The organism is Pedobacter sp. MR2016-19 (genome assembly GCF_014947265.1).
Taxonomy (GTDB): Bacteria; Bacteroidota; Bacteroidia; order Sphingobacteriales; family Sphingobacteriaceae; genus Pedobacter.
This window is the reverse complement of the sequence record NZ_JADCNK010000004.1, coordinates 346,023-367,272: the sequence shown is the minus strand read 5'-3', so window position 1 is coordinate 367,272 and position 21,250 is coordinate 346,023. Positions and strand designations below refer to the sequence as shown.

General features: G+C 37.4%; 17 protein-coding genes. 4 read left to right on the top strand and 13 right to left on the bottom strand.

Annotated elements, in window-relative coordinates; genetic code table 11:
• Positions 1-7 precede the first annotated feature (7 nt).
• The 8 genes from IM793_RS08545 to IM793_RS08510 all read right to left on the bottom strand — a co-directional run bounded on the left by IM793_RS08545 (position 8) and on the right by IM793_RS08510 (position 11,064).
• On the bottom strand, positions 8-1,609 hold the full coding sequence (locus tag IM793_RS08545; protein WP_193420586.1) for a SusD/RagB family nutrient-binding outer membrane lipoprotein: 1,602 nt from the start codon (positions 1,607-1,609) through the stop codon (positions 8-10).
• Between the two features lie 19 nt (positions 1,610-1,628).
• Positions 1,629-4,985, bottom strand: a complete 3,357-nt coding sequence (locus IM793_RS08540; protein ID WP_227256182.1) for a SusC/RagA family TonB-linked outer membrane protein — start codon at positions 4,983-4,985, stop codon at positions 1,629-1,631.
• 102 nt (positions 4,986-5,087) lie between these two features.
• Complete coding sequence (locus tag IM793_RS08535) at positions 5,088-6,278, bottom strand: ROK family protein (protein WP_193420585.1); 1,191 nt, start codon at positions 6,276-6,278, stop codon at positions 5,088-5,090.
• A 149-nt stretch (positions 6,279-6,427) separates the two neighbouring features.
• Positions 6,428-7,621 carry a signal peptidase I gene (gene lepB / locus IM793_RS08530; RefSeq protein ID WP_132400504.1) on the bottom strand — a complete coding sequence of 398 codons (1,194 nt, stop codon included), beginning with the start codon at positions 7,619-7,621 and terminating at the stop codon, positions 6,428-6,430.
• 132 nt (positions 7,622-7,753) lie between these two features.
• On the bottom strand, positions 7,754-8,488 hold the full coding sequence (dapB, locus tag IM793_RS08525; RefSeq protein ID WP_121283645.1) for a 4-hydroxy-tetrahydrodipicolinate reductase: 735 nt from the start codon (positions 8,486-8,488) through the stop codon (positions 7,754-7,756).
• 113 nt (positions 8,489-8,601) lie between these two features.
• Positions 8,602-9,345, bottom strand: a complete 744-nt coding sequence (locus IM793_RS08520; protein ID WP_193420584.1) for a DUF5683 domain-containing protein — start codon at positions 9,343-9,345, stop codon at positions 8,602-8,604.
• A complete protein-coding gene (locus IM793_RS08515; RefSeq protein WP_193420583.1) occupies positions 9,345-10,253 on the bottom strand; it encodes a ParB/RepB/Spo0J family partition protein in 909 nt (302 codons plus the stop codon). The genes IM793_RS08520 and IM793_RS08515 overlap by 1 nt, the downstream gene beginning before the upstream one ends.
• A gap of 7 nt (positions 10,254-10,260) precedes the next feature.
• Positions 10,261-11,064, bottom strand: coding sequence for a ParA family protein (locus IM793_RS08510; RefSeq protein ID WP_055912555.1), 804 nt, complete (start codon positions 11,062-11,064; stop codon positions 10,261-10,263).
• Between the two features lie 181 nt (positions 11,065-11,245).
• On the opposite strand from IM793_RS08510, the gene IM793_RS08505 reads away from it, so the two are divergent.
• Both IM793_RS08505 and IM793_RS08500 read left to right on the top strand, forming a co-directional pair.
• Positions 11,246-11,767, top strand: coding sequence for an NADPH-dependent FMN reductase (locus tag IM793_RS08505; protein ID WP_193420582.1), 522 nt, complete (start codon positions 11,246-11,248; stop codon positions 11,765-11,767).
• A gap of 973 nt (positions 11,768-12,740) precedes the next feature.
• Entirely contained in the window at positions 12,741-14,492 is a 1,752-nt protein-coding gene (locus IM793_RS08500; protein WP_193420581.1) for an ATP-binding protein, read from the top strand.
• 109 nt (positions 14,493-14,601) lie between these two features.
• Here the strand turns inward: IM793_RS08500 and IM793_RS08495 are convergent, their stop codons facing one another.
• The 3 genes from IM793_RS08495 to IM793_RS08485 all read right to left on the bottom strand — a co-directional run bounded on the left by IM793_RS08495 (position 14,602) and on the right by IM793_RS08485 (position 17,316).
• Complete coding sequence (locus tag IM793_RS08495; protein WP_121283650.1) at positions 14,602-15,078, bottom strand: acyl-CoA thioesterase; 477 nt, start codon at positions 15,076-15,078, stop codon at positions 14,602-14,604.
• 514 nt (positions 15,079-15,592) lie between these two features.
• Positions 15,593-16,846, bottom strand: coding sequence for a DUF2130 domain-containing protein (locus IM793_RS08490; RefSeq protein ID WP_193420580.1), 1,254 nt, complete (start codon positions 16,844-16,846; stop codon positions 15,593-15,595).
• Between the two features lie 89 nt (positions 16,847-16,935).
• Positions 16,936-17,316 carry an OsmC family protein gene (locus IM793_RS08485; protein WP_138818194.1) on the bottom strand — a complete coding sequence of 127 codons (381 nt, stop codon included), beginning with the start codon at positions 17,314-17,316 and terminating at the stop codon, positions 16,936-16,938.
• 238 nt (positions 17,317-17,554) lie between these two features.
• Between IM793_RS08485 and IM793_RS08480 the strand changes: the two genes are divergently transcribed.
• Positions 17,555-17,920: a YtxH domain-containing protein gene (locus tag IM793_RS08480; RefSeq protein WP_132400671.1), complete on the top strand. Its 366-nt coding sequence runs from the start codon at positions 17,555-17,557 to the stop codon at positions 17,918-17,920.
• A gap of 101 nt (positions 17,921-18,021) precedes the next feature.
• Positions 18,022-18,771 carry a YdcF family protein gene (locus tag IM793_RS08475; RefSeq protein ID WP_193420579.1) on the top strand — a complete coding sequence of 250 codons (750 nt, stop codon included), beginning with the start codon at positions 18,022-18,024 and terminating at the stop codon, positions 18,769-18,771.
• Positions 18,772-18,845: 74 nt separating this feature from the next.
• On the opposite strand, the gene obgE is transcribed toward IM793_RS08475, so the two are convergent.
• Both obgE and IM793_RS08465 read right to left on the bottom strand, forming a co-directional pair.
• Positions 18,846-19,841: a GTPase ObgE gene (gene obgE, locus IM793_RS08470; RefSeq protein ID WP_029277724.1), complete on the bottom strand. Its 996-nt coding sequence runs from the start codon at positions 19,839-19,841 to the stop codon at positions 18,846-18,848.
• A 155-nt stretch (positions 19,842-19,996) separates the two neighbouring features.
• Positions 19,997-20,572, bottom strand: coding sequence for an adenylate kinase (locus tag IM793_RS08465; protein ID WP_121283653.1), 576 nt, complete (start codon positions 20,570-20,572; stop codon positions 19,997-19,999).
• Between the last annotated feature and the right edge of the window lie 678 nt (positions 20,573-21,250).

The following is a 21,250-nucleotide window of genomic DNA, read 5'->3' as shown; positions in this document are numbered from 1 at the left end:
TTAGTGATTATTTTTTATCCCACCAAACGCGGCCAAAGGCGTCATTTGGTCCGCTACCAAAATCAGGGTTTTTAGCCATTTCGACAATCGCAGCCTGTTGATTTGCATAGTTTAAGTTAGTAGTTGTTAACAAATCAATACCAGCTCTACGTGCTAAAACAAGCGTTGTACCATTTGCTTTTAGATCAGACCAGGCTAATACTGATGTAGTATTTGGGAAGCCAGTTCTTTTCCACCATGCCCACGCTTCTAAGGGTTGCCTGAAGAAATCAAGGTAAGCCTGACAAGCAATTTGATCAGTTGCTTTAGTTGCATCGAATTTAATACCAACTTCGTTATAATAGGCATCAATAGACGAAGTTGCTACTGCATTAAAGTTTGCTACTTTGGCATCAACAGCTCTATCACTATAAAATTGAACTGAAGCATACACTCCATTTTTATACCAGGTTTCAGCCACATCTGTGGTCACGCCACGAGCTGCAAGATCTGCGCGTAAAAAGCAATATTCAGCATAAGTTAAAACGGGGTAAAATCCTTTACCAGTACCAGCACCTAAACCATCACTTTCATTAAAGTTAGGTGTAAATAACCTATGTTGTAATTGTGACAAATTATCGATAGATGAATATATTGGTGTATTTGCTGGTAATTTTGCTTCATCCGGACTAGTAAAACTGCCTACATAATTTCCTGCTGCATTTGGACGATAGAATGCCGATAACCTCGGGTCGCCTTTTGCTACCATAAAATCCAATACTGGCTTACCTGCTGCGAAATTCGCTGGGCTGAAGTTACCAGCACCATCTGCATACGATGGCCCTACTTTGAGCATCCATGAATCATTAACGCCAGCCATTTGTACTGGATCTGCTAGTACTTCAGTTGCGATTGTTTTCATTTTGGCCGGATCAACTTTCATTAAGCGAATAGCGATTTTCAAACGTAAAGCATTTGCTGCTTTAGCCCAAAGTGTTGCATCGCCATTAAAATAAGGATCATTTCCTCCAAGGTTAATCTGTCCGGTTGCATTGCTTTTCAAAGTCGCTACCGCTGCTTTCAATTCCGCATCCACCTTTGCAAATACGGCCTGTTGGGTATCGTAAGCAGGAGTTGAGGTACCGCCATATCTTGCCTGAAAGGCCTGAGTATAAGGAATGCTTCCATTGATATCACTCACATAAAATGCATAGTATGACAAAAGTATCTGCGAAATTGCTTTCATATTTACTCTCGCATTTTTATCTGCGTCAGGCATTGATTCGATATTTTTTATAGCATCAACTAAGGCCGGACCTAATCTGCCATAAAATATTTTCCCGTAACGGGTATTGAATTGTGAACCAACATTATTAAAATTCAATCCATTTCCTGTACTTAAGGTAGCGTATTGCATCCATAAATTGGCTGCCCGATAAACATCGGCAAAATACTCGAAATCGTCTTGAGAACCCACCGCCGCACGAAGAAACTGATCTTCCGGTTTAACTTCGTATAGTGTAGAAGGATTTAAATTTGCTTCTACAAAGCTTTCCTTTTTACAACCGCCCATTACAAGCAATGCAGAAACCATTAGGAAATATATTTTTGTTTTATTTATAGTCTTCATATCTGTATTTTTTAAATAATTAGAACGATGCCCTAACATTAAAACCTAAACTTCTAACCAAAGGCCAGCCTCCATATTCAGCAAAAGCACCTGCTCTATTGCTAAAAATACTTTCAGGATTAATTCCATCCTTAGCTGTTTTATACAAATAGGTTATGTTTCTACCTGTTAAATTTAAGCTTAAAGTATTTATTTTTAATTTACTTAAATACTTACTAGGTACGTTATATCCTACAGTTACTTCACGAAGTGCAACCCAAGAATTTTCAAATACTGAATATTCTCTGATACCGCTAGACCATTGACTTAAGTTTTCATAATACGCATAAGCTGGTATTGGTTTTAATAAACCTTGTTTAACAGCATCTGCATAGGTCATTCCGCCTAAATCTACTCCGTTAGCTTTTAATCCATCGTTCAATACACCGTCAGGAATAATACCATCATGCTGTACTACCCCGTTTGCATCGGTATAAGTTACACCACCTGAAGCTTCATCCCTACCAAAAAGTGAATTGGCAAACGAACCATTAGCTGATCCATACTGATGGGTTCCAGAGGCCATTAAACCACCAATTTTAGCATCAATTTGAAAGCTTAATGTGAAGTTTTTATAAGATAATTCTTGTCTTGTACTTGCAAGATAATCCTCCATCATAGTACCTAAATTTTTCTTTGTACCATCATAATCCTGCGATCTTACATAGGTATAATATCCGCCAGTAGTTCCATAACCAGTATTACCTAATACTTTTTTACCATTATTTGGACTGGCAATCGGATTACCGCTTGCATCTTTCTTTTGATAATATGAATAACCAAATCCTGTAATCAACGAACCATATTGTTCACCTACTCTGGCTACTGAAGTGATGTCATTACCAAAAGCTAAATCTAAATCATAGTTTTCAACTCCAGGTGCCAATTCTAATATTTTGTTGCGGTTACGTGTAAAAGTAAGTGAAGCATTCCAATTAAAATCTCTTGATACGATTGGCTTACCAGTTACCAGGATCTCGATACCTTGATTTTGGATATTACCCGCATTTAAAGATTGTGAACTAACTCCGGATTCTTGTGGTAAAGAAAAACTTAAAATCTGGTTGTAAGAATTTTTCTTATAATACGCTACATCGAAACTTAAACGGTTTTTGAAGAACCCTAAATTGGTTCCAATTTCAAGTTCTTTAGTCAACTCATTCTTTAAATTGTTATTTTTAAGAATATTGTCGCTAAATCCATAAACTGATTGATTTCCTCCGTTTGCATTACTAAAAGTACCATCTTGTAATCTATAGTAACCGTCAGTATTAGTAAGTTGTGGTCTAGCTGATAATCCTGTATAAGAATATGAGGCTCTTAACTTTCCAAAAGATAATATCGAATTATTTTGGAATACTGGTAATTCGGTAAATACCCATGCCAAGCCTACACTAGGATAGAAGTATGAATAATTACCATGACCATCTTTATAAGTAAGTGCTGATGACCAGTCGTTCCTTCCGCTAAAGTTTAAGGTTAGCATGTTTTTCCAGGTAATATCTCCATATAGATAAACTGCATCCGTGCGTTCACCTAAATTTGGATAGGCGGTTGTTGATGCAGGATTAATAGAGTTTGCAATGGAGTAGACATCAGCAATTTTAAGCCCCCCATTGGTATACGATCTGTTATAAAATGCAGAGTTACCAAGATTTTTTTGATAAGTTTCAGCGCCTATTGAAGCATTTAACTCGAAATCATTTGATAATTGTTTTGTTGCATTTAACAGTCCCTGAATTCGATAAGATTTATTAGTGTTTTGTGTTATTTCATAATCACCACCTGAAAAGGCAACACCATTTCCTCTATTTTTTCTTTCATAAGCAATATTATAAAAGTTAGTATTGGTTCTTACCAAAGCAGATAGCCATGGAAGAATTTTGATGTTTACATCAATATTTGCTAATAAATTATTTTCCTTTTGTGTTCTATTATCATTTTGAAGTCCATAGGCAAAAGAACCTATGCCGTATGGATCGTAAAGATTTCGATTACTAGAACCTAAAGCTCCTCCTGTTACCGGATTGATATTATTATTGATATAGGTTTCTAAATCAACGTTTCTAGGTTTATAGTAAGTAAATGCAAATAAAGGGTTATTCGCACTTCCTTGCCTTGCCGGATTCAATGAATTAGACATTGTATAATTTACACTCGCATCAACAGAAATTGATTTTGAAATTACCCTGGTGACCCTAAGGGCAAAAGCATCTCTTTTTAAGTTATTACCTGGTAAAACACTTGAATTATACAAATTAGTATAGGCTAACCTGTACGTTGTGTTTTCATTAGCACCCTCTACCGATACGTTTGTATTAATAAATTTTCCAGTATTAAAATAATCTAATGGATTATTGGCTACCCATGGTCTCATTACACCATCTAAATCCTTAACCATTCTACCATCCAATTTGGGTCCAAAAGAATAACCACCTACGTAATAACCTGCCGATTGGTCAACAATATCAACTCCGTTAGCATCTTTAGCAAATACAGGAGAAATTCCACCCCCATATTCGTTCTGGAGATCTACAAATTTATAGGCATCATCAAAAGAGCTAGTTTGTGAAACAGTTACTCCCAAACCCTTGGTCGTTTTACCCTTTTTTGAGGTAATTAATAACACTCCTCCTGCTGCCTTAGAACCATATAACGCAGATGCAGCAGCTCCTTTTAGTACGCTAATACTTTCTATATCATCAGAGTTAATGTTTTTCATAATATTACCAAAATCTGCAGCATCGCCCCATGAGTCTGCTCCAGATGTACCTGGCTCTAACAATATTCCGTCATAAACAACTAAAGGCTGCGTATTTGAACTTAAAGATGAATTACCTCTAATTCTAATTCTTGAAGAAGAAGTTGGACCACTGGCACCTTGATTAATCATAACACCCGCCACCTTACCTTGTAAAGCATTTACTACATTGGCGTTATTTGCTTGTGCTAATTCTGTACCACCAACGGCTGTCACAGAATAACTTAGCCTTTTAACATCTTTTTTAACACCAAAGCCAGTAACAATAACATCATTTAGTGCCTTAGAATCATCGTACATTACAATGGCTGGATTTGATGAAGCAGCAACTTCTTGAGTAACCAAACCAATAGATTTGATAATTAATCTGGCGCCATCTTTTACTGTAAGGGTAAATCTACCGTCAGCGTTGGTAGAAGTTCCATTTTGAGTTCCCTTTTCGAGAACACTCACCCCTGGAATGGGATTACCCAACGCATCTTTTACTGTGCCGGTAATATTCTTTTGTGCAAATGCTGTTATTGTTAAAAAACATAACAACAACATACTTACACACTTTAAGTACATTTTTTTCATAATTTTTAGTTTAGTAGTTTAAAATAAGTTTAAGGTAGTGCGAGACTTGATAAGTTGATTTTTATTTTTGCATATGCCTTGTTTTTATGTTTAAGAATGTCTTTAGTCAAATTGATTATACTCTACTGTTAAACTTCCGGCAGCCAATAATTCAGCTTCATCCGTCAGGGTAGAGAGTTTTATTTCAGTTTGTTCGGCTATTCGCGGAATACAGAACTCATGGATAGCTTGCTGGATTGGTGGCAAAAGCATTTTACCTGCCTTAGCTCCTCTTCCACTCAAAACAATACACTCAGGATTTAAAAGATGGATTAATGTAGCTACTCCTTTGCCTAATTGAAAAATAGCTTTAGCCAATACTGATACGGCTACGGGGTCTTGTTGACCTACAGCGTATAAGAAATGATCGGCAGGGTGTTTACTTTTATCTTTAAAAAGTTCTTTCATGCTCGATTCCGCGCCTCCGGCTATTGCTTCTTCTGCCCGCTTAGCCATTACCAATAAGGAAGTATCAACCTCTAAACAACCTCTTCTACCACAAGAACACAAATTGTCGCTGTTTGATAGTGGAATATGACTAAACTCACCGGCACTGCCGCTACTGCCCCGGTATAATTTACCATTTACTATAATTCCCAAACCCGTTCCCCAGCCGATATTAACCACCATTACATCTTTTAAATTAACTGCTTCTCCGAAATTTAATTCGGCCATCGCAATTAAACTAGAATCGTTATCTATATATACCGGTAAATTGATTTTAGACGAAAGATACTTTTGTAAGGTTGTTCCTTCTTCCACTTTAAGAAAAGAGTGATTTATGCCCTCATCAGCATTAACAAAGCCCGGCATACCAATACCAACTCCTAAAATAGCTGTTCTGTTGATTTCAGATTGATCGATACTATTGTTGATGAAATTTATAAGGTCGCCAATATTGCTTTCTTTTGAGGAAAGTTCGAACTCTAAAGTCCGAATTGGCGTAACCATTGTTCTCGAAAGGTCGTAAATGGTTAACCTGGATGTAAGCTGATCCATTGCAAGGGCTACAATGTATTTTTTTAGATTTGGATTGATCAAGAACATTGCAGCTCTTCTGCCACCTGTTGATGGTGCAAAACCCTCTTCTATAAGATATCCTTCAGCGATTAAACCATTAACCACAGCGGTAACCAAAGGCAAACTCTTTTGCGTCAGCTTACTCAAGTCTGTAAGTGATAGCGATTTTTTATAATATAAATGCTTTATAACACCAGCCCTAAGGCGCTGGTTTTTCTCAACAATTACAGACATGATATTTGATTACAGTTCAAACTTAAAAAATATTTTCAAAACATTACAATACTTTTTAATTTTTTTTAAAAGTTAATTATAAACTTGCCATAAACAAAATGGGCGAATAATCTTTCGATTATTCGCCCATTCTAAAGAATTATATTTTCTTAATGAATTCCCATAAACAACCTGCTCCATCTAATTTTATGTAAGAAAGATGCGGTACTATCCCAGCTCATCCAAACAAATAAAGCTTTTCCTACAATATGATCTTCGGGTACAAAACCCCAATAACGCGAATCGGCCGAATTATGGCGGTTATCGCCCATCATCCAATAGTAATCCATTTTAAAAGTATAGGTAGTGGCCACCTTATCGTTAATATACCAAACACCTGCTTTTTGCTCTACTTTATTTCCTTCGTAAGTTCTGATTGCTCTGTAATATAGCGGCATGGTATTGCTGTCGATTTTCACGGTCCATCCTTTTGAAGGGATTTTAACAGGACCAAAGTTATCCCTGTTCCACACCCTGTTTGGATCGTTTGGAAAAACACCACCCGGAACGTCTCCGGCAGGATCAGGACTTAAGGTAACTGATTTCACAAAATCAAAAGTTTTCAGTTTTTCCACAATTTCCGGAGATGCATCCACAACGTATGTCTTATCTGCAATAGCAGGTGTTCCTCCTAAATTCAGCTTAAATTCATCAAGTACAGCATAATTAAAATCCATGGTTTTAAACTCGATGCGATATGGCATCATACCTGTGTTTTTTAAAGGCTCATTTTTGCCATTTACATTGGCAACACCATTGCTCATCGAAATGACGTCGCCCGGAATACCAATACACCTCTTAATAAAATTCTCGCGTTTATCTACCGGACGATCTACTATTGTGTAAGTGCTTCTCACCTGTTGGCGGCCCATACTACGCACCAAAGCATAATAACTTTCTGCCTGGTTTTCTACTGCAACCGTATCTCCCTCAGGAAAGTTAAATACCACTACGTCGTTTCTTTTAATTTTAGATAAACCTGGCAAACGGTGATATTTCCACTGTACACCATCCCAATAAGCTTTGGTAGAAGTGGTTAAAGGCATCGTATGATGCGCGAAAGGAAAAGCAACCGGGGTCATCGGAATACGTGCACCGTAGTTTACTTTACTCACAAAAAGGAAATCGCCGATAAGCAATGATCTCTCCATCGAACCGGACGGAATGGTATAAGCCTCTATAAAAAATACGCGGATGATGGTTGCAGCCACTACTGCAAAAACAATTGCATCAACCCACTCGCGGGTTTTAGTTTTCTTCTTCTTTGGGGCATCTTTTTTTCGTTGCCAGAATTTATAATTCATATGTCTTATTTTTGGTTTCGCGATTTATTTAATCGGCTACCTGTTATCTGTAATCCTTCGTTGTGATTTCACAGATTGAGTGATTTCACAGACTATATTATGCTTTGGTCTTTCAGCTTTACGCTTTCGACTTTATTCAAAAATATCAGTAATATTAAAAAATCCTTTTTTATCTTTTAGCCACTCTGCTGCTACCACAGCACCTAAAGCAAAACCTGCTCTATTATGAGCGGTGTGTTTAATTTCTATTTCATCTACTTCACTACTGTAAATTACAGTGTGTGTACCTGGAATATTTTCTATCCTGTGCGATTCTATCAACAATTGTTCTGCTTTGGGAAACAATTCTACGTCAGTTCCTACCACTTCGTTTAACCACTCTTGTTTTCTTTCCAGGTTATCTACAATCCCTTCTGCAAGCGTAATGGCTGTACCACTTGGCGCATCCAGTTTTTGGGTATGGTGTATTTCTTCAACCTGAACTTCGTAGGCAGGATAGTTATTCATCAACTTTGCCAAAGTTTGATTAAGCTTAAAAAATAAATTTACGCCAATACTGAAGTTAGACCCATAAAGCAATGTATTGTTACTATTGCTGCAATCGTTTTTTACTTCCTGGAGTTTGCCATACCAGCCGGTTGTACCCACAACTATTGGCACATTGGCATCAAAACAGGCATCAATATTTTTTAAAACCGAATCAGGCGTACTAAAATCGATAGCCACATCAGCTGATTTTAAATTTTGTCTGGTTAAATCTTCCTGGTTATCGATCGTTATTTTCAAAACAATTTCGTGGCCACGTTCCACCGCAAATTTTTCGATAATCTGCCCCATTTTACCATATCCTAAAAGCGCAATTTTCATCGTTATGTTATTTTCAGTTTCTGTTCTTATTTTTTATTCCTAACCGCTAATTGCCACATCATCACAATTTCAAATGTAATATCCTTTTATTGATTTTCACGACGGTTTCGGCATTAAAATGTTAATGATAATTTTAGTGCAGGCGTTGCATTGAAACCGTATACCGAATTGGTATTAATCATCGATGGCATTACCTTAAAAGAAAGGTTATCGTCAATATTGAAGAAATGCAAACGGGCTGCAACGTAGGCATCTACTATATTGGCAAAATAAACCAAACCGTAAGAGAACAAGACAATCTGTTTATTTCTTCTATAGGTATCTTTACCGGTTGTTATTCCTTGTGTAGAATACCTTGTAGTTACCTTGTCTGCGTTGACAAATGGGCCATCCGGATTTGGTTTATCATTGTGATCGTTGCGATACTGCAGCTCTGTCAAGTAAAGATCATATTGTTTGCTACTTTCGATGTACGACATGGTAAGCACAGTTATCCCACCATAAATAGCCGCAATTTTGCCACCGGTATACAGCTTTTGAAAAAACTGGCTTTTTCCTGCTCTTGTACCATAACCATCGTTTAGCAGTTGCATATTATATAACTGCCCCCAACCTGGTATAATCATCGATCTGAAAACAGCTTTTCTACCAGCAACCTTACCAGGATTAACATACTTGGCTTTCATCGAATCCTTTCTCGTCATCGGTTTTTTAGCCGCAGTATCTAAAGATTTAGATAATTTAATTTTTGTAGTATCAGTAGGTTTCAATAACGTATCCTTAACCTGCGCCGAGGCTAAGTTTACAAGGAAAAGTGTAAATGCAGCAACCAGTATGAAAAGTTTAGTCTTTTGCATTACCAGTCTAATAACTCTAGAATTCGGTTCAAGTCATCATCGCTCATAAAAGGAATTTCTATTGCCCCTTTACCGTTCTGACTCACTTTTAACTTTACACGGGTAGCAAATTTAGAAGCCAGATCATCCTGTAATTTTTGATATTGAAAAGAAACAGCTTTTTCTTTTGATTTTTCGCCGGCTTTTAAAGGTATATGCTGCAGATTACGTACAAGCTCTTCTACTTTACGTACGGATAAGCCTTTTTCTAAAATTTCCTGGTGAATAAATAACTGTTTGTCCACACCATCAACATTAATTAAGGCCCTTGCGTGCCCCATAGTAATTTTCTGATCGCGGATGGAAGCCTGAATAGCAGGAGGAAGTTTTAACAAACGCAGGTAATTGGTCACCGTGGTACGGTTTTTACCTACACGTTCGCCTAATTGTTCTTGTTTTAAACCCACCTCATCAATCATCCGCTGGAAACTTAATGCTACCTCAATGGCATTTAAATTTTCGCGCTGAATATTTTCGATCAGCGCCATTTCCAACATCTGTTGGTCGTTGGCACTGCGGATGTAAGCAGGAATCTGTGTTAAACCAGCTAGTTTTGAAGCCCTGAACCTACGCTCACCTGAAATGAGCTGGTATTTGTTTGCGCCTAATTTTCTAACCGTAATGGGTTGTATTAAACCTTGTACTTTAATCGAATCGGCAAGTTCATTTAATGCTACCTGGTCAAATTCGGTACGGGGCTGGTATGGATTGGTTTCAACTTCAGTTAAACTTACATGACTGATATTGCCAATCTGCTCGGTTTCGCTCACAGCATTTACCTGCTGTTTCGGCGGATGAGCAGATTCGCTATCATCTAAAAGCGCACTTAACCCTCTTCCTAAACCTGTTTTTCGCTGAAAAGATGTCATCTATAATTTATAAAGTTGCTGTTCCTATGTTTTCTTCTTCCTTTAAAAGGCCGTTTTTCTTCACAATTTCGCGGGCAAGGTTAAGGTAGTTAATGGCACCTTTGCAATTTGCATCGTGCATAATGACCGAAACACCATAACTAGGTGCTTCACTTAAACGTGTATTGCGCTGAATAATGGTATCGAAAACCAGTTCGTGGAAATGCGTTCTCACCTCTTCTACCACCTGGTTCGATAAACGTAAACGCACATCGTACATGGTTAATAAAATGCCTTCAATCTCCAGATCAGGGTTTAAACGGTTCTGAACAATTTTGATAGTATTTAATAACTTGCCTAAACCTTCCAGCGCGAAATACTCGCACTGAACAGGAATAATAACTGAATCGGCTGCAGTTAAAGCATTGATGGTAATTAAACCTAAGGATGGAGAACAATCGATGATAATGAAATCATACTGATCTTTGATTTTCTCCAAAACCGCTTTCATTTTATACTCGCGGTTGTTGAGGTTAATCATCTCGATTTCCGCACCAACCAGATCGATGTGGGCAGGCAGTAAATCTAAATTTGGTGTATCTGTTTTTTGGATGGCCTGTAAAGGGTCAATATCATTAATGATACACTCATAAATACTGTCTTTAATATTCCGGGGATCGAAACCGATACCTGAAGTTGAATTTGCCTGAGGATCAGCATCTACCAGTAAAGTTTTATATTCTAGTACGGCTAAACTCGCAGCCAGGTTTATAGATGAAGTTGTTTTACCAACGCCACCTTTTTGATTTGCTAATGCAATAATTTTGCTCATCTATGTATCCGAAATTTACTTAACGTTTATTTGGGCTGTGTTATTTATGCACTTTAATTGGCAAAAAAGTTCTATTTTTGCATTGTTTACGGCCTTTTTCACAATCAGCTAAGATACAAACTATATGGCAATTTTAGCAAGAAGCGTGTTTGGGTTTTACACATCTTATTAACAATTATCCATGATCACAATTATAGCCGCTACCAACAGGCCCAATAGCAATACGCTAAAAGTTGCCAAATATTACCAAAAGCAACTAAAAGAAAAAGGTGCCGATGCCAATCTGTTCAGCCTGGAGCACTTGCCTATAGATGTTTTGAACACGGATATGTACGGTAAAAGATCAGCAGCTTTTCAGGAAATCCAGGATATGATCTATAATACGGAAAAGTTTTTGTTTATTATGCCAGAGTACAATGGAAGTTACCCGGGCGTATTAAAAGTATTAATAGATGCCTCTAATTTCCCAGACAGTTTTTACGATAAAAAAGCAGCCCTGGTTGGAATTTCTTCTGGCAAATATGGCAATATCCGCGGAGTAGATCATTTTACAGGCGTTTGCCACTATATTAACCTGCATGTTTTACCCTTACGTTTACACATTCCAAATATAAAAACCGAGTTAGATACAGAAGGCAACTTAAGCCAACCAGATACGATTAAGTTTACCAACGAGCAGATAGAGAAGTTTATTAAATTCTAGTCGTTATTTATTTTTCTGCGCCCTAAACCCCCAATATTATTACTCGCCGTGCCACTTAAACCCGATGGATGCGGCACGTAGTAAAGCGGACAGCGGGAACTACAACAACCTAAATGCTACCGAACCTGCTTTCCTAAAAAACAAAATTCAGATCTAATGTTTTTTTTGCTTTTGGAAAGCCCAACCTGTGTTTCATAGGAACATCTCTCCCTGCTCTTCGCTTTACTCCGTTGCACTCCGTGTTCGCTACGATCAGGTTTATAAACAAAGAACAGTGCTGTAAGACCCAAAGAATAATTTAATGGCGCATTATTTCCGCAAGCTGCAACCCCAAATAGTATTATTGGTCGTGCCACATAAACCCGATGGAAGCGATACGCAGTAAAGCGGACAGCGGGAACTATACCAACCTAAATGCTACCGAACCTGGTTTCCAAAAAAACAAAATTCAGATCTAATGTTTTTTTTTGCTTTTGGAAAGCCCAACCTGCATTTCATAGGAGCATCAGTCCTGCTCCGTTTGTAGTGCCGGCGTGAAACCGGCAGCTACCATTCAAAAAGGTTTATGAACAAAAAACAGTACTTTGAACTTTCAAAAGTAAAATTTCATTTTGATAAAAACCCTTCCAAAATGAAAAGGTTTTTTTACTTAAAATAATAACAAAACACCTTATCACACTAAAAAACAACAACTTAAGCAAAACCCATATCTACTGGCATAGCTATTGACCACAGGCTAAACAGATGCTATTTATTTAACCTTTGTTATCTAATTTAGTTAATCAGGAAACAGATTTAATTATAACCTATTTTTACACAAAAAAGAGAGAAATTGCCTTGCGTTAATAGCGAAAACTTCTCAGCCCTTTGCAGTTAAACAAAAAAATCATGAAACCATCAATGATTTACAAAACTTCACAATAAATAAGTAAATCATGATAGCTTCATCACCATTAAAAACAAATAAGAACAGATGAAAATAAAAACCAAGCTTCGCCTCGGATTCGGGTTTCTCTTTATAATCGTTTTATCATTCGGATTGATTGCGCTCTTTTTCTTAAACGAGCTTTCCAATAAATCAAAAGTAATTCTTAAAGACAACTATAAATCATTGAAATATGTTGCTGCTATGCGGAATGTAATCGATCAGAACCGACTTCCATTAAGCAGCACTCAATTGACTGTATTTAAAGAAAACTTGCAAAACGAAGGATTAAACATTACGGAATCCGGCGAAAAAATAGCTTTCCAGAAATTAGAAGCGGCTTTTAACATATTAAACAGCCAGCAATCGTTAACCATCAAAGAAAATAGCATTAAAAATTTACGTGTTGCGTTACAAAATATTGAACAGGTAAATATGAAGGCCATTTACGATAAAAATGAGTTGGCTAATGAAACCTCATCAAGGGCAAACCTCTATATTATGATTGCCGCGACATTGAGTTTTATCATCCTTTTTACATTTATTGTCAATTTCCCGGGTTTTGTAGCCAATCCACTTGCCGAGTTTAGTGCAGCAATTAAGCAAATCAGTCGTAAAAATTATAAACAGCGTTTGCACTTCGAAAACGAAGATGAATTTACAGAACTGGCCAACTCCTTTAACGGAATGGTGGTTAAATTAAATGAATGGGAAAACAGTAACTTATCTAAAATCAAATCCGAAAAGTCGCGCATTGAAGCCATTATTGCACAAATGCAGGATGCCATTATCGGCTTAAATGAGAAAGGTGAAGTGCTTTTTTTAAACCATCTGGCTGCAAAACTGATGAGTTTGGATGAAGACAAGGTTATTGGTCAAAATGTAGCCGAACTGATACAAAAAAATGAGTTGCTCAAAAGGATTATTAAACCTGACACCAATGACAATACCTTAAAAATTTATACTGACGATAAAGAATCTTATTTCCTGCTGGAAAATCGCGAAATCATCATCCCAAATTATGAAGAGCAGGATGATAGCACATTAATTGCCTCATCTAAATCTGCGGGAAGCGTTTACACCTTAAAAAATATTACGCAGTTTAAAGAGCTTGATGAAGCCAAAACAAATTTTATTGCAACCGTTTCCCATGAGCTGAAAACACCGCTTTCATCGATTAAAATGAGTTTGAAATTGCTCAACGATGAGCGTGTGGGCATGATGAACGAAGAGCAGCACGAGTTACTTAACCACATTAAAGAGGATAGCGACAGATTATTAAAAATTACCAGCGAACTGCTTGATCTTTCGCAGGTAGAAACCGGCAATTTAAAACTCACATTTGCTGTAACCAAACCTGAAGAAATTGTGAGTTATGCGATTGATGCTGTTAAATTCCAGGCTGAACAGAAATTGATTCAACTGGTGCTTAACTGCGACCAAAACTTACCAAATGTAAATGCCGATATTCAGAAAACTGCCTGGGTAATGGTTAACTTTTTATCTAATGCCTTGCGTTACAGTTCAGAAAAATCGAAGGTAATTATTGATGTGTTGCAAAAAGACAATTTTATTGAATTCTCTGTCCGTGATTTTGGAAAAGGCATTGACGAAAAATACCAAAAAAGACTATTCGACAGGTATTTTCAGGTACCAACTGATGGTCAGAATAAATCAGGTTCCGGATTGGGGCTTGCCATTTCTAAAGATTTTATCGAAGCAGAAAACGGAAAAATATGGGTAATAAGCGCCATTGGTGAGGGCAGCAAGTTTTGTTTTAGTTTACCAGTTGCAGAGTAGATTCTATTTCTTTTAACCGCAAAGGGCGCAAAGTTTACGCAGAGGACACAGAGAAAATTTGTGAGATAGAAAATGGTCAATAGGCGATTGCAACGCCACCCGCCCAACGCTAAACGATGTATGGTTCCATTTCCTTATCAATGCTTTTACGCAATTCCATTAATTTAATGGCATAACCATGCATGGCAATTTCTTTTTCGGTTTTGGGTTTAAAAGCCGGAATTGCCTTTGGCTGCCCATTGTCATCTACTGCGACAAACACAATAATACAGTGTGTGTTCTTCACAAAATCGGTTTGACCTACTGGTTTAGAAAAAGCATCAACGGCAATATGCATACTGGTTTTACCCGTATAAATAATGCGTGCTTCCATTTTAACCAGATGCCCGATATGAACCGGATGAAAAAACCTGATGCCACCCACATAAACCGTTACACAATAGGTTTGGCTCCACTGCAAGGCACAGGCAAAAGCAGCCTGATCAATCCACTTCATCATCATCCCACCATGCACCTTACCTCCATAGTTAACATCAGAGGGTTCGCTTAAAAATTGAAGTTCGATGTGGTTTTTGGTTCTGGCCATGGTAATAATGCTTGGTTTAACGGTTTCGCTAAGATATTATAAAATAAGATATTTTTCTGCGGTCAGCTGTTATGATCTGTTGAGGTGACCCGGCACTAAACTATAAACACAAAAAATAGTCCCGCAGATTTAAGATGATTACCGCAAATTGATTGTTTTTCTGCGGGACTCTGTGAATTAGGGGGAAGTAAACTTACCTGAAGTCTTCATCCTGAGTTCATCTCATGATCTAATTAGCATGATGAATACTGAAACAAGCTACCATTGACAGGACACCAATAGAAAGGTCGTCATCTCGATCTGATAGCAATCGGATGTAGCGCAGCGAAATGGAGAAATCTATTTAGTTAGATTTTGCTTCGCAGAGCCTTCGGGTTCTCGACTGCGTTGCACTCCGCTCGAAATGACGTTAACTCAAGGGATTTTTACGCCTAGATAATACTGTCATTTATATTGATTTTTATGAAATAAATTAACCCTCAGGATGATGAACGACGGGATGAAGTGCTGTGAGTTACTCTAAAAGCAAAGTATCATCGTCATCGTCGGTTAAACTCAATTGCACACTATCGCTACCTGCGATTCCTTCTATAGAACCACGGATATGGGTGGCGTTTAACAATACTTTCTCCAATTGTTTTTCGCGTGCTTTCCATAAACGTTCCATCGCATCGCGTTCGCGCTGTATGGATAGTTTCATGCTCATAAAACCCTCCCTGATGGCTTTCCATTGTTCAGAAAACTCTGCACCCATTAAGTAATCGTATAACATATGCATTTTTTCACCACGGTTTTCCTGCGATTTCACTGCGCCTGCCAAACGTAAAATACCTTCACGCAATACATAGGCTACGGCATTTACTTCTTCAAAAGAACAGATCCAAACCCCATCACGTTGTCCGAAACAGTCCATTCCCTTCGGATAACATTGACTCACAATTACGGCAACATCAATGCCCATGCTGCGCATATCTTTCTTCAGTTTTTCGATCCAGTCTCCGCCAAAATCTTTGGTACGTTTGCTTTCGTAAATAATTTTACCACATTCCTGTCCAAATTGATTACGCACCACCTGTACACAATCTGCCCCACGTACACCTTTACCAACTTCTTCAATTAAATCAAAAGGATAATTAACACGGAGCAGTTCTTCCAGGATCAATTCCTGCACTTCGCCCTGCAATTGCATACTACCCTGCTCGGCTTTACGTTTCATCTCTTCGGCCAGTTTTTTCTGATCGTCGAGCTGTTTTTCCAATTCCTTTAAACGCAATTGATGTTCAGTATCTTTAATGCTATTCTTTTCTGCCTCTTGTTTACGAATCTGTTCTACCAACTCATTACGCTGTTCTTGCATTTTACGTTGAAAAGCAAGTTCCATTTCTTCTTCCTTTACTTTAAGGCTTTCCTCGCGACGTAAAAACTCCAGTTCTTTTTCACGGGCCAGCTTTAATTTTTCGGCATTATCTTTCGCATTACCTTCCAGCATTTGCAGTTTGGTTTCGAAATCGGCCGAAATACTTTTACGCAGATTCTCCTCCAAGCTATCCTTAAACTTGGTCTTCTCTTCGTTAAGTTTAGCCTCAAAAGCTTTCAGCTGCTGCTGTTTTTCTGACTCGAAAACCTGTAGCTTACGCTGATATTCTTCATCTTTCTGCCTTGCATAAGCAGCCGCTTTCTCACGTAACTCTTTCTTATAATCTTCGGCCATGGCTTCTTCCATCGGAAAAACATGGGCACAATTGGGACATTTTATTTCGGTAGGCATACATTATTTTTTACCGCAGTAAATACTGTGGATTACAAAGATATTAAAGCTTTTTATGAATCTGTAAAGGAGTTTTGCACCATCATACCTTAAAGCACTTTTGATCTGATTTCATGACCAGCGGCAAGGATTTTACTGACAGGGCATTTTGTTGCAATTTCTTCCAGTCTGATTTTCTGTTCTTCGGTAAGCACGCCAGTACAGGTAATTTCTTCCAAAAATATTGTTTCACCGTTTTCGGTATCAATATTTACTTCCACCTCGATTTTATCAATAGGCCATTCTTTTCTATCGGCATACATCCTTAAAGTGATCGCTACACACGAGGCTAAAGAGGCCATTAATAATCCTTTGGGGGCAAAACCTTTATGTGTTCCTCCTAACTCCAAAGGTTCGTCTACTATAATATCATGAGAACCATTGGTTACCGAACAGGCATAATGTTCTTTATTTATTGTTGCTTTTACCATGTAAATTGTTTTTAGTATTTCAAATATTGTGCTTTAACTTTAAACTTAGGTAAAAGTCTGGTCTTTTTTAAACAGATGTTGGAATTTACAGCAGTGGCAATTCCGTCATTTGCAATAATTCTTAATTTCATTCAGGAGTTACTCCTTGTTGTTAGGCATTAAGAACGATGCTAATTCCAATTCAAAAAACATGAAACATTATAACGTGCTAATTGTTGCTTTTAAAAAACACTACTATATGAAATACAGAAAGTTAATCGGAAAATATTTAAAGCACGAATCGGATAACAGTGCAAAAATAGCTCTTGCCTTAGTGGCTGGTTTAGCAGCTGGCGCAGTAATTAGTATTTTATTTGCTCCGGATAGCGGTGCAGGTACGCGTGGAAAAATTGCCGGCGGGGCCAAAAACCTGCGTTATGGCTTCCAAGATAAATATAACCTGTTAAAAGAGAAAGTTTTTGGCGTAGAAGCCATTGAAGAAGACATTGTTGAACATGAAGTGCCTCACTTTAAACACACGGTTGCTAAAAAACGTAAATCAGATGTGAAAGAGATTCTGGAAAATGCCCATGAAAATGGTCAGGTACAGGAAGGACAAGGATAACGTTATAAAGAGATCAATGTGTCATTTGCATGGATTAATTAATCCATGCAATCCTTTTTACCTATAAACAATTTCTTAGTTTTACGGGATAATATCTCCATATGATTTTTATCCTCTCGAAGATTCTGCTTTTCCTCATTAAACCGATAGTTTGGATTTGCGTGCTTTTGATTTTTGCATTTGCATCTAAGCAACCTAAACAAAGGAAAAGGTATTTATTATATACCTTGATTATCTTTTTCTTTTTCTCCAATGGTTTTATTGCTGGCAAAATAGTAAACGCTTACGTATCAGGCGACTATCCAAAATCCCAAAAATACGATGTTGGCATCGTAATGGGAGGTTTCTCGGGTTTAAATAAGCGAAATAATGAAATTGCTTTTAATGGGGCAGGAGATAGATTGTTCCAGGCAATTGCACTTTATAAAAAAGGATATATTAAGCAGATATTAATTAGTGGCGGAAACGCCAATATAATAGACTCACAAGTAAAAGAAGCTGATTTAGCCTTTAAATACTTAAAACTGATCGGCATTCCCGATGCTGCAATCCTGATTGAAAAGCGAAGCAGAAATACCGTCGAAAATGCCAGGTACAGCATGGCACTCATTACTAAAAACAACCCAAATGCTAAAATTCTGGTCATTACCAGTGCATGGCACATCCCAAGGGCAAAACTAATTTTTGATAAACAAGCTAAGCGTAAAATTGAATATTATCCGACCCATTTTATGGGAAATACCGAATTTGAATTGGGCAATTTAATTATTCCAAACGCTACGGCTTTAACAACATGGGAATTGTTATTTAAAGAATGGATTGGATTAGCGGTAGACCGTTTTAGAGCCTAGTTTTGTTAATAGTAAGATTCTTTAGTCAGCAGTAGAAATTAATGAGCAACTGACCATTGAACTAATGAACTGCCTTATCCTTCAATCGCTTTCCAAAGCATATCTTTCAGCTCTAAAATATTTTTTTCAGCTACTGATGAGATAAATATCGACGGGATATTTGGCAAATCCTGCTTCATTTCTTCCATCAGTTCTTCATCTAACATATCCGATTTGGTAATGGCTAAAACATGTGGCTTTTGCATTAATTCAGGATTGTAAGATTCTAATTCGCTCTTAAGAATTTCGTATTCTTCCTTAATTGAGCGACTTGTATCGGCCGGAACCATAAATAACAGCACCGAATTACGCTCGATATGACGCAGGAAACGGTATCCTAATCCTTTACCCTTTGATGCGCCTTCGATAATTCCAGGGATATCGGCCATTACAAAAGATTTTCCACCTCTGTAACTTACAATACCCAGATTAGGAACGATGGTAGTAAAAGGATAATCGGCTATTTCTGGCTTAGCTGCCGAAACCACAGAAAGTAAGGTTGATTTTCCTGCATTTGGGAAACCAACGAGGCCAACATCGGCTAAAACTTTTAATTCTAAAATGTTCCAAACCTCCTGTCCCTGCTCACCTGGTTGTGCAAAGCGTGGTGTTTGTTGAACAGAATTTTTAAAATGCGCATTACCCAAACCTCCACGGCCACCAGCCGTTAAAATCTTAGTTTCGCCATCTTTAGTTATCTCAAAAAGGATTTCTCCGGTTTCAGCATCTTTGGCAATGGTTCCAAGCGGAACCTCTAAGATTTCATCCTTACCTTGTTTACCGAATTTATGGGAACTACCACCAGCACCACCATCTTCCGCGATGATATGCTTACGGTATTTAAGGTGTAACAATGTCCAGATATGAATACTGCCTTTAACGATAATGTGGCCGCCACGACCGCCATCACCACCATCAGGACCACCCATTGACGTTAAAATATCACGATGTAAATGTGCCGAACCTGCCCCACCCTTACCAGAACGGCAACAAATTTTTACATAATCTACGAAATTCGAACCCTGTGACATATTTTAATATTGAAATGTTTTACTATTGGAACGTTGAAATGACAACGCCTTTAAAATTAAAGAGTTATAATGTTTTAACATTATAACTCCTTTTATGTTTTTGAATAACGGATCGGGAATTAATTAACGCCTTTCCTTTATACTGCTACCTGAACTTATACTTTATACTGATCAATTACAGCGCAAAGATCATTGTATACTGTTTCTATTTCACCAATTCCATTTACTTTATTCAACTTTCCCTGCTCTTCATAATAAGGCAATACATGGATCGTTTTGTCAAAGTATTCTGAAATTCGCTTTTTCAGTTTTTCAGCATCATCATCTGGACGACCGCTGGTTTTATGACGCTCAGCAATACGTTTTGTTAACTCGTCCTGATCAACATCTAAAGCAATAACACCAGCAATTTTACTGCCTTTACGCTCTAAAAATAAATCAAGCTCAATTGCTTGCGGAACAGTACGCGGAAATCCATCAAACACAAATCCCTTAGCATCAGGATTTTTATCTACCTCTTCTTCAAGCATGGCAATTGTAATGGCATCAGGAACCAATTCCCCGTCAGCTAACAATTGACTCACTTTTTTTCCTAATTCGGTTTCTCCTTTAACGTGTGCTCTAAAAAGATCGCCTGTTGAAACGTGTACCAACTGATATTTTGCAATCAGTTTTTCAGATTGGGTGCCTTTACCCGCCCCTGGAGGGCCAAAGAGAACTAAATTAAGCATTCAAGTTGTTTAGGTTGTCTTCAAAAATTAAAAAGCCTTATTCCTATGGCTCAGTTATAAGTAATAATCAAATCACTGAATAATAGGACTAGACATTGCTTACTTTCAAGGCTGCAAATATATAATTATTAATTTAGATGCCATTTAAAATTAGTAATTTATTTAGAAAAGGGCTATTTTAATGACATTTACCTTATTCTAAGAAGAATCTCGTGCCATTTTTATATTTGACAGAATTTTCATCAAATACTAAGTCACATAACCAAAAGATTCTTTTTAAATTTTCATAAGAATTTAAATGTTTGAAACAATTTTGAAGTTATATAGACCCATCAATATAAAAAAGACAATCCCAATCAATGAATCCTAAATTTAAGTAAACTTATATGACGTATAAATACAGTAGAATCCAAACCAAATAGACAATTGCATCATTAAGATAATTTTTTAGGCAAAATATAGATACCGTTCTATGATAATTGTGTTCAGGCACAGCCATTTCATAGGATGTAAACAGCAACCAGCAAAAAACAAATCCATAACCTACCGGCTTGAGGTGTCTCGAAAAAAAAGATGAGTACAAAAAGCAAGTCGAATCTTCATGGCTCTCTGTTTATTCGAAAAGCCTTTTTATTAGTTGATTGGCAGCATACTGAGAACAGCAGTTAAACAAACAGC

What these genes read in the sequence shown, in the direction of transcription:
- IM793_RS08545 (WP_193420586.1), bottom strand. Translation starts at nt 1,609, where the DNA reads ATGAAGACTATAAATAAAACAAAAATATATTTCCTAATGGTTTCTGCA.
- IM793_RS08540 (WP_227256182.1), bottom strand. Translation starts at nt 4,985, where the DNA reads ATGAAAAAAATGTACTTAAAGTGTGTAAGTATGTTGTTGTTATGTTTT.
- IM793_RS08535 (WP_193420585.1), bottom strand. Translation starts at nt 6,278, where the DNA reads ATGTCTGTAATTGTTGAGAAAAACCAGCGCCTTAGGGCTGGTGTTATA.
- lepB (WP_132400504.1), bottom strand. Translation starts at nt 7,621, where the DNA reads ATGAATTATAAATTCTGGCAACGAAAAAAAGATGCCCCAAAGAAGAAG.
- dapB (WP_121283645.1), bottom strand. Translation starts at nt 8,488, where the DNA reads ATGAAAATTGCGCTTTTAGGATATGGTAAAATGGGGCAGATTATCGAA.
- IM793_RS08520 (WP_193420584.1), bottom strand. Translation starts at nt 9,345, where the DNA reads ATGCAAAAGACTAAACTTTTCATACTGGTTGCTGCATTTACACTTTTC.
- IM793_RS08515 (WP_193420583.1), bottom strand. Translation starts at nt 10,253, where the DNA reads ATGACATCTTTTCAGCGAAAAACAGGTTTAGGAAGAGGGTTAAGTGCG.
- IM793_RS08510 (WP_055912555.1), bottom strand. Translation starts at nt 11,064, where the DNA reads ATGAGCAAAATTATTGCATTAGCAAATCAAAAAGGTGGCGTTGGTAAA.
- IM793_RS08505 (WP_193420582.1), top strand. Translation starts at nt 11,246, where the DNA reads ATGATCACAATTATAGCCGCTACCAACAGGCCCAATAGCAATACGCTA.
- IM793_RS08500 (WP_193420581.1), top strand. Translation starts at nt 12,741, where the DNA reads ATGAAAATAAAAACCAAGCTTCGCCTCGGATTCGGGTTTCTCTTTATA.
- IM793_RS08495 (WP_121283650.1), bottom strand. Translation starts at nt 15,078, where the DNA reads ATGGCCAGAACCAAAAACCACATCGAACTTCAATTTTTAAGCGAACCC.
- IM793_RS08490 (WP_193420580.1), bottom strand. Translation starts at nt 16,846, where the DNA reads ATGCCTACCGAAATAAAATGTCCCAATTGTGCCCATGTTTTTCCGATG.
- IM793_RS08485 (WP_138818194.1), bottom strand. Translation starts at nt 17,316, where the DNA reads ATGGTAAAAGCAACAATAAATAAAGAACATTATGCCTGTTCGGTAACC.
- IM793_RS08480 (WP_132400671.1), top strand. Translation starts at nt 17,555, where the DNA reads ATGAAATACAGAAAGTTAATCGGAAAATATTTAAAGCACGAATCGGAT.
- IM793_RS08475 (WP_193420579.1), top strand. Translation starts at nt 18,022, where the DNA reads ATGATTTTTATCCTCTCGAAGATTCTGCTTTTCCTCATTAAACCGATA.
- obgE (WP_029277724.1), bottom strand. Translation starts at nt 19,841, where the DNA reads ATGTCACAGGGTTCGAATTTCGTAGATTATGTAAAAATTTGTTGCCGT.
- IM793_RS08465 (WP_121283653.1), bottom strand. Translation starts at nt 20,572, where the DNA reads ATGCTTAATTTAGTTCTCTTTGGCCCTCCAGGGGCGGGTAAAGGCACC.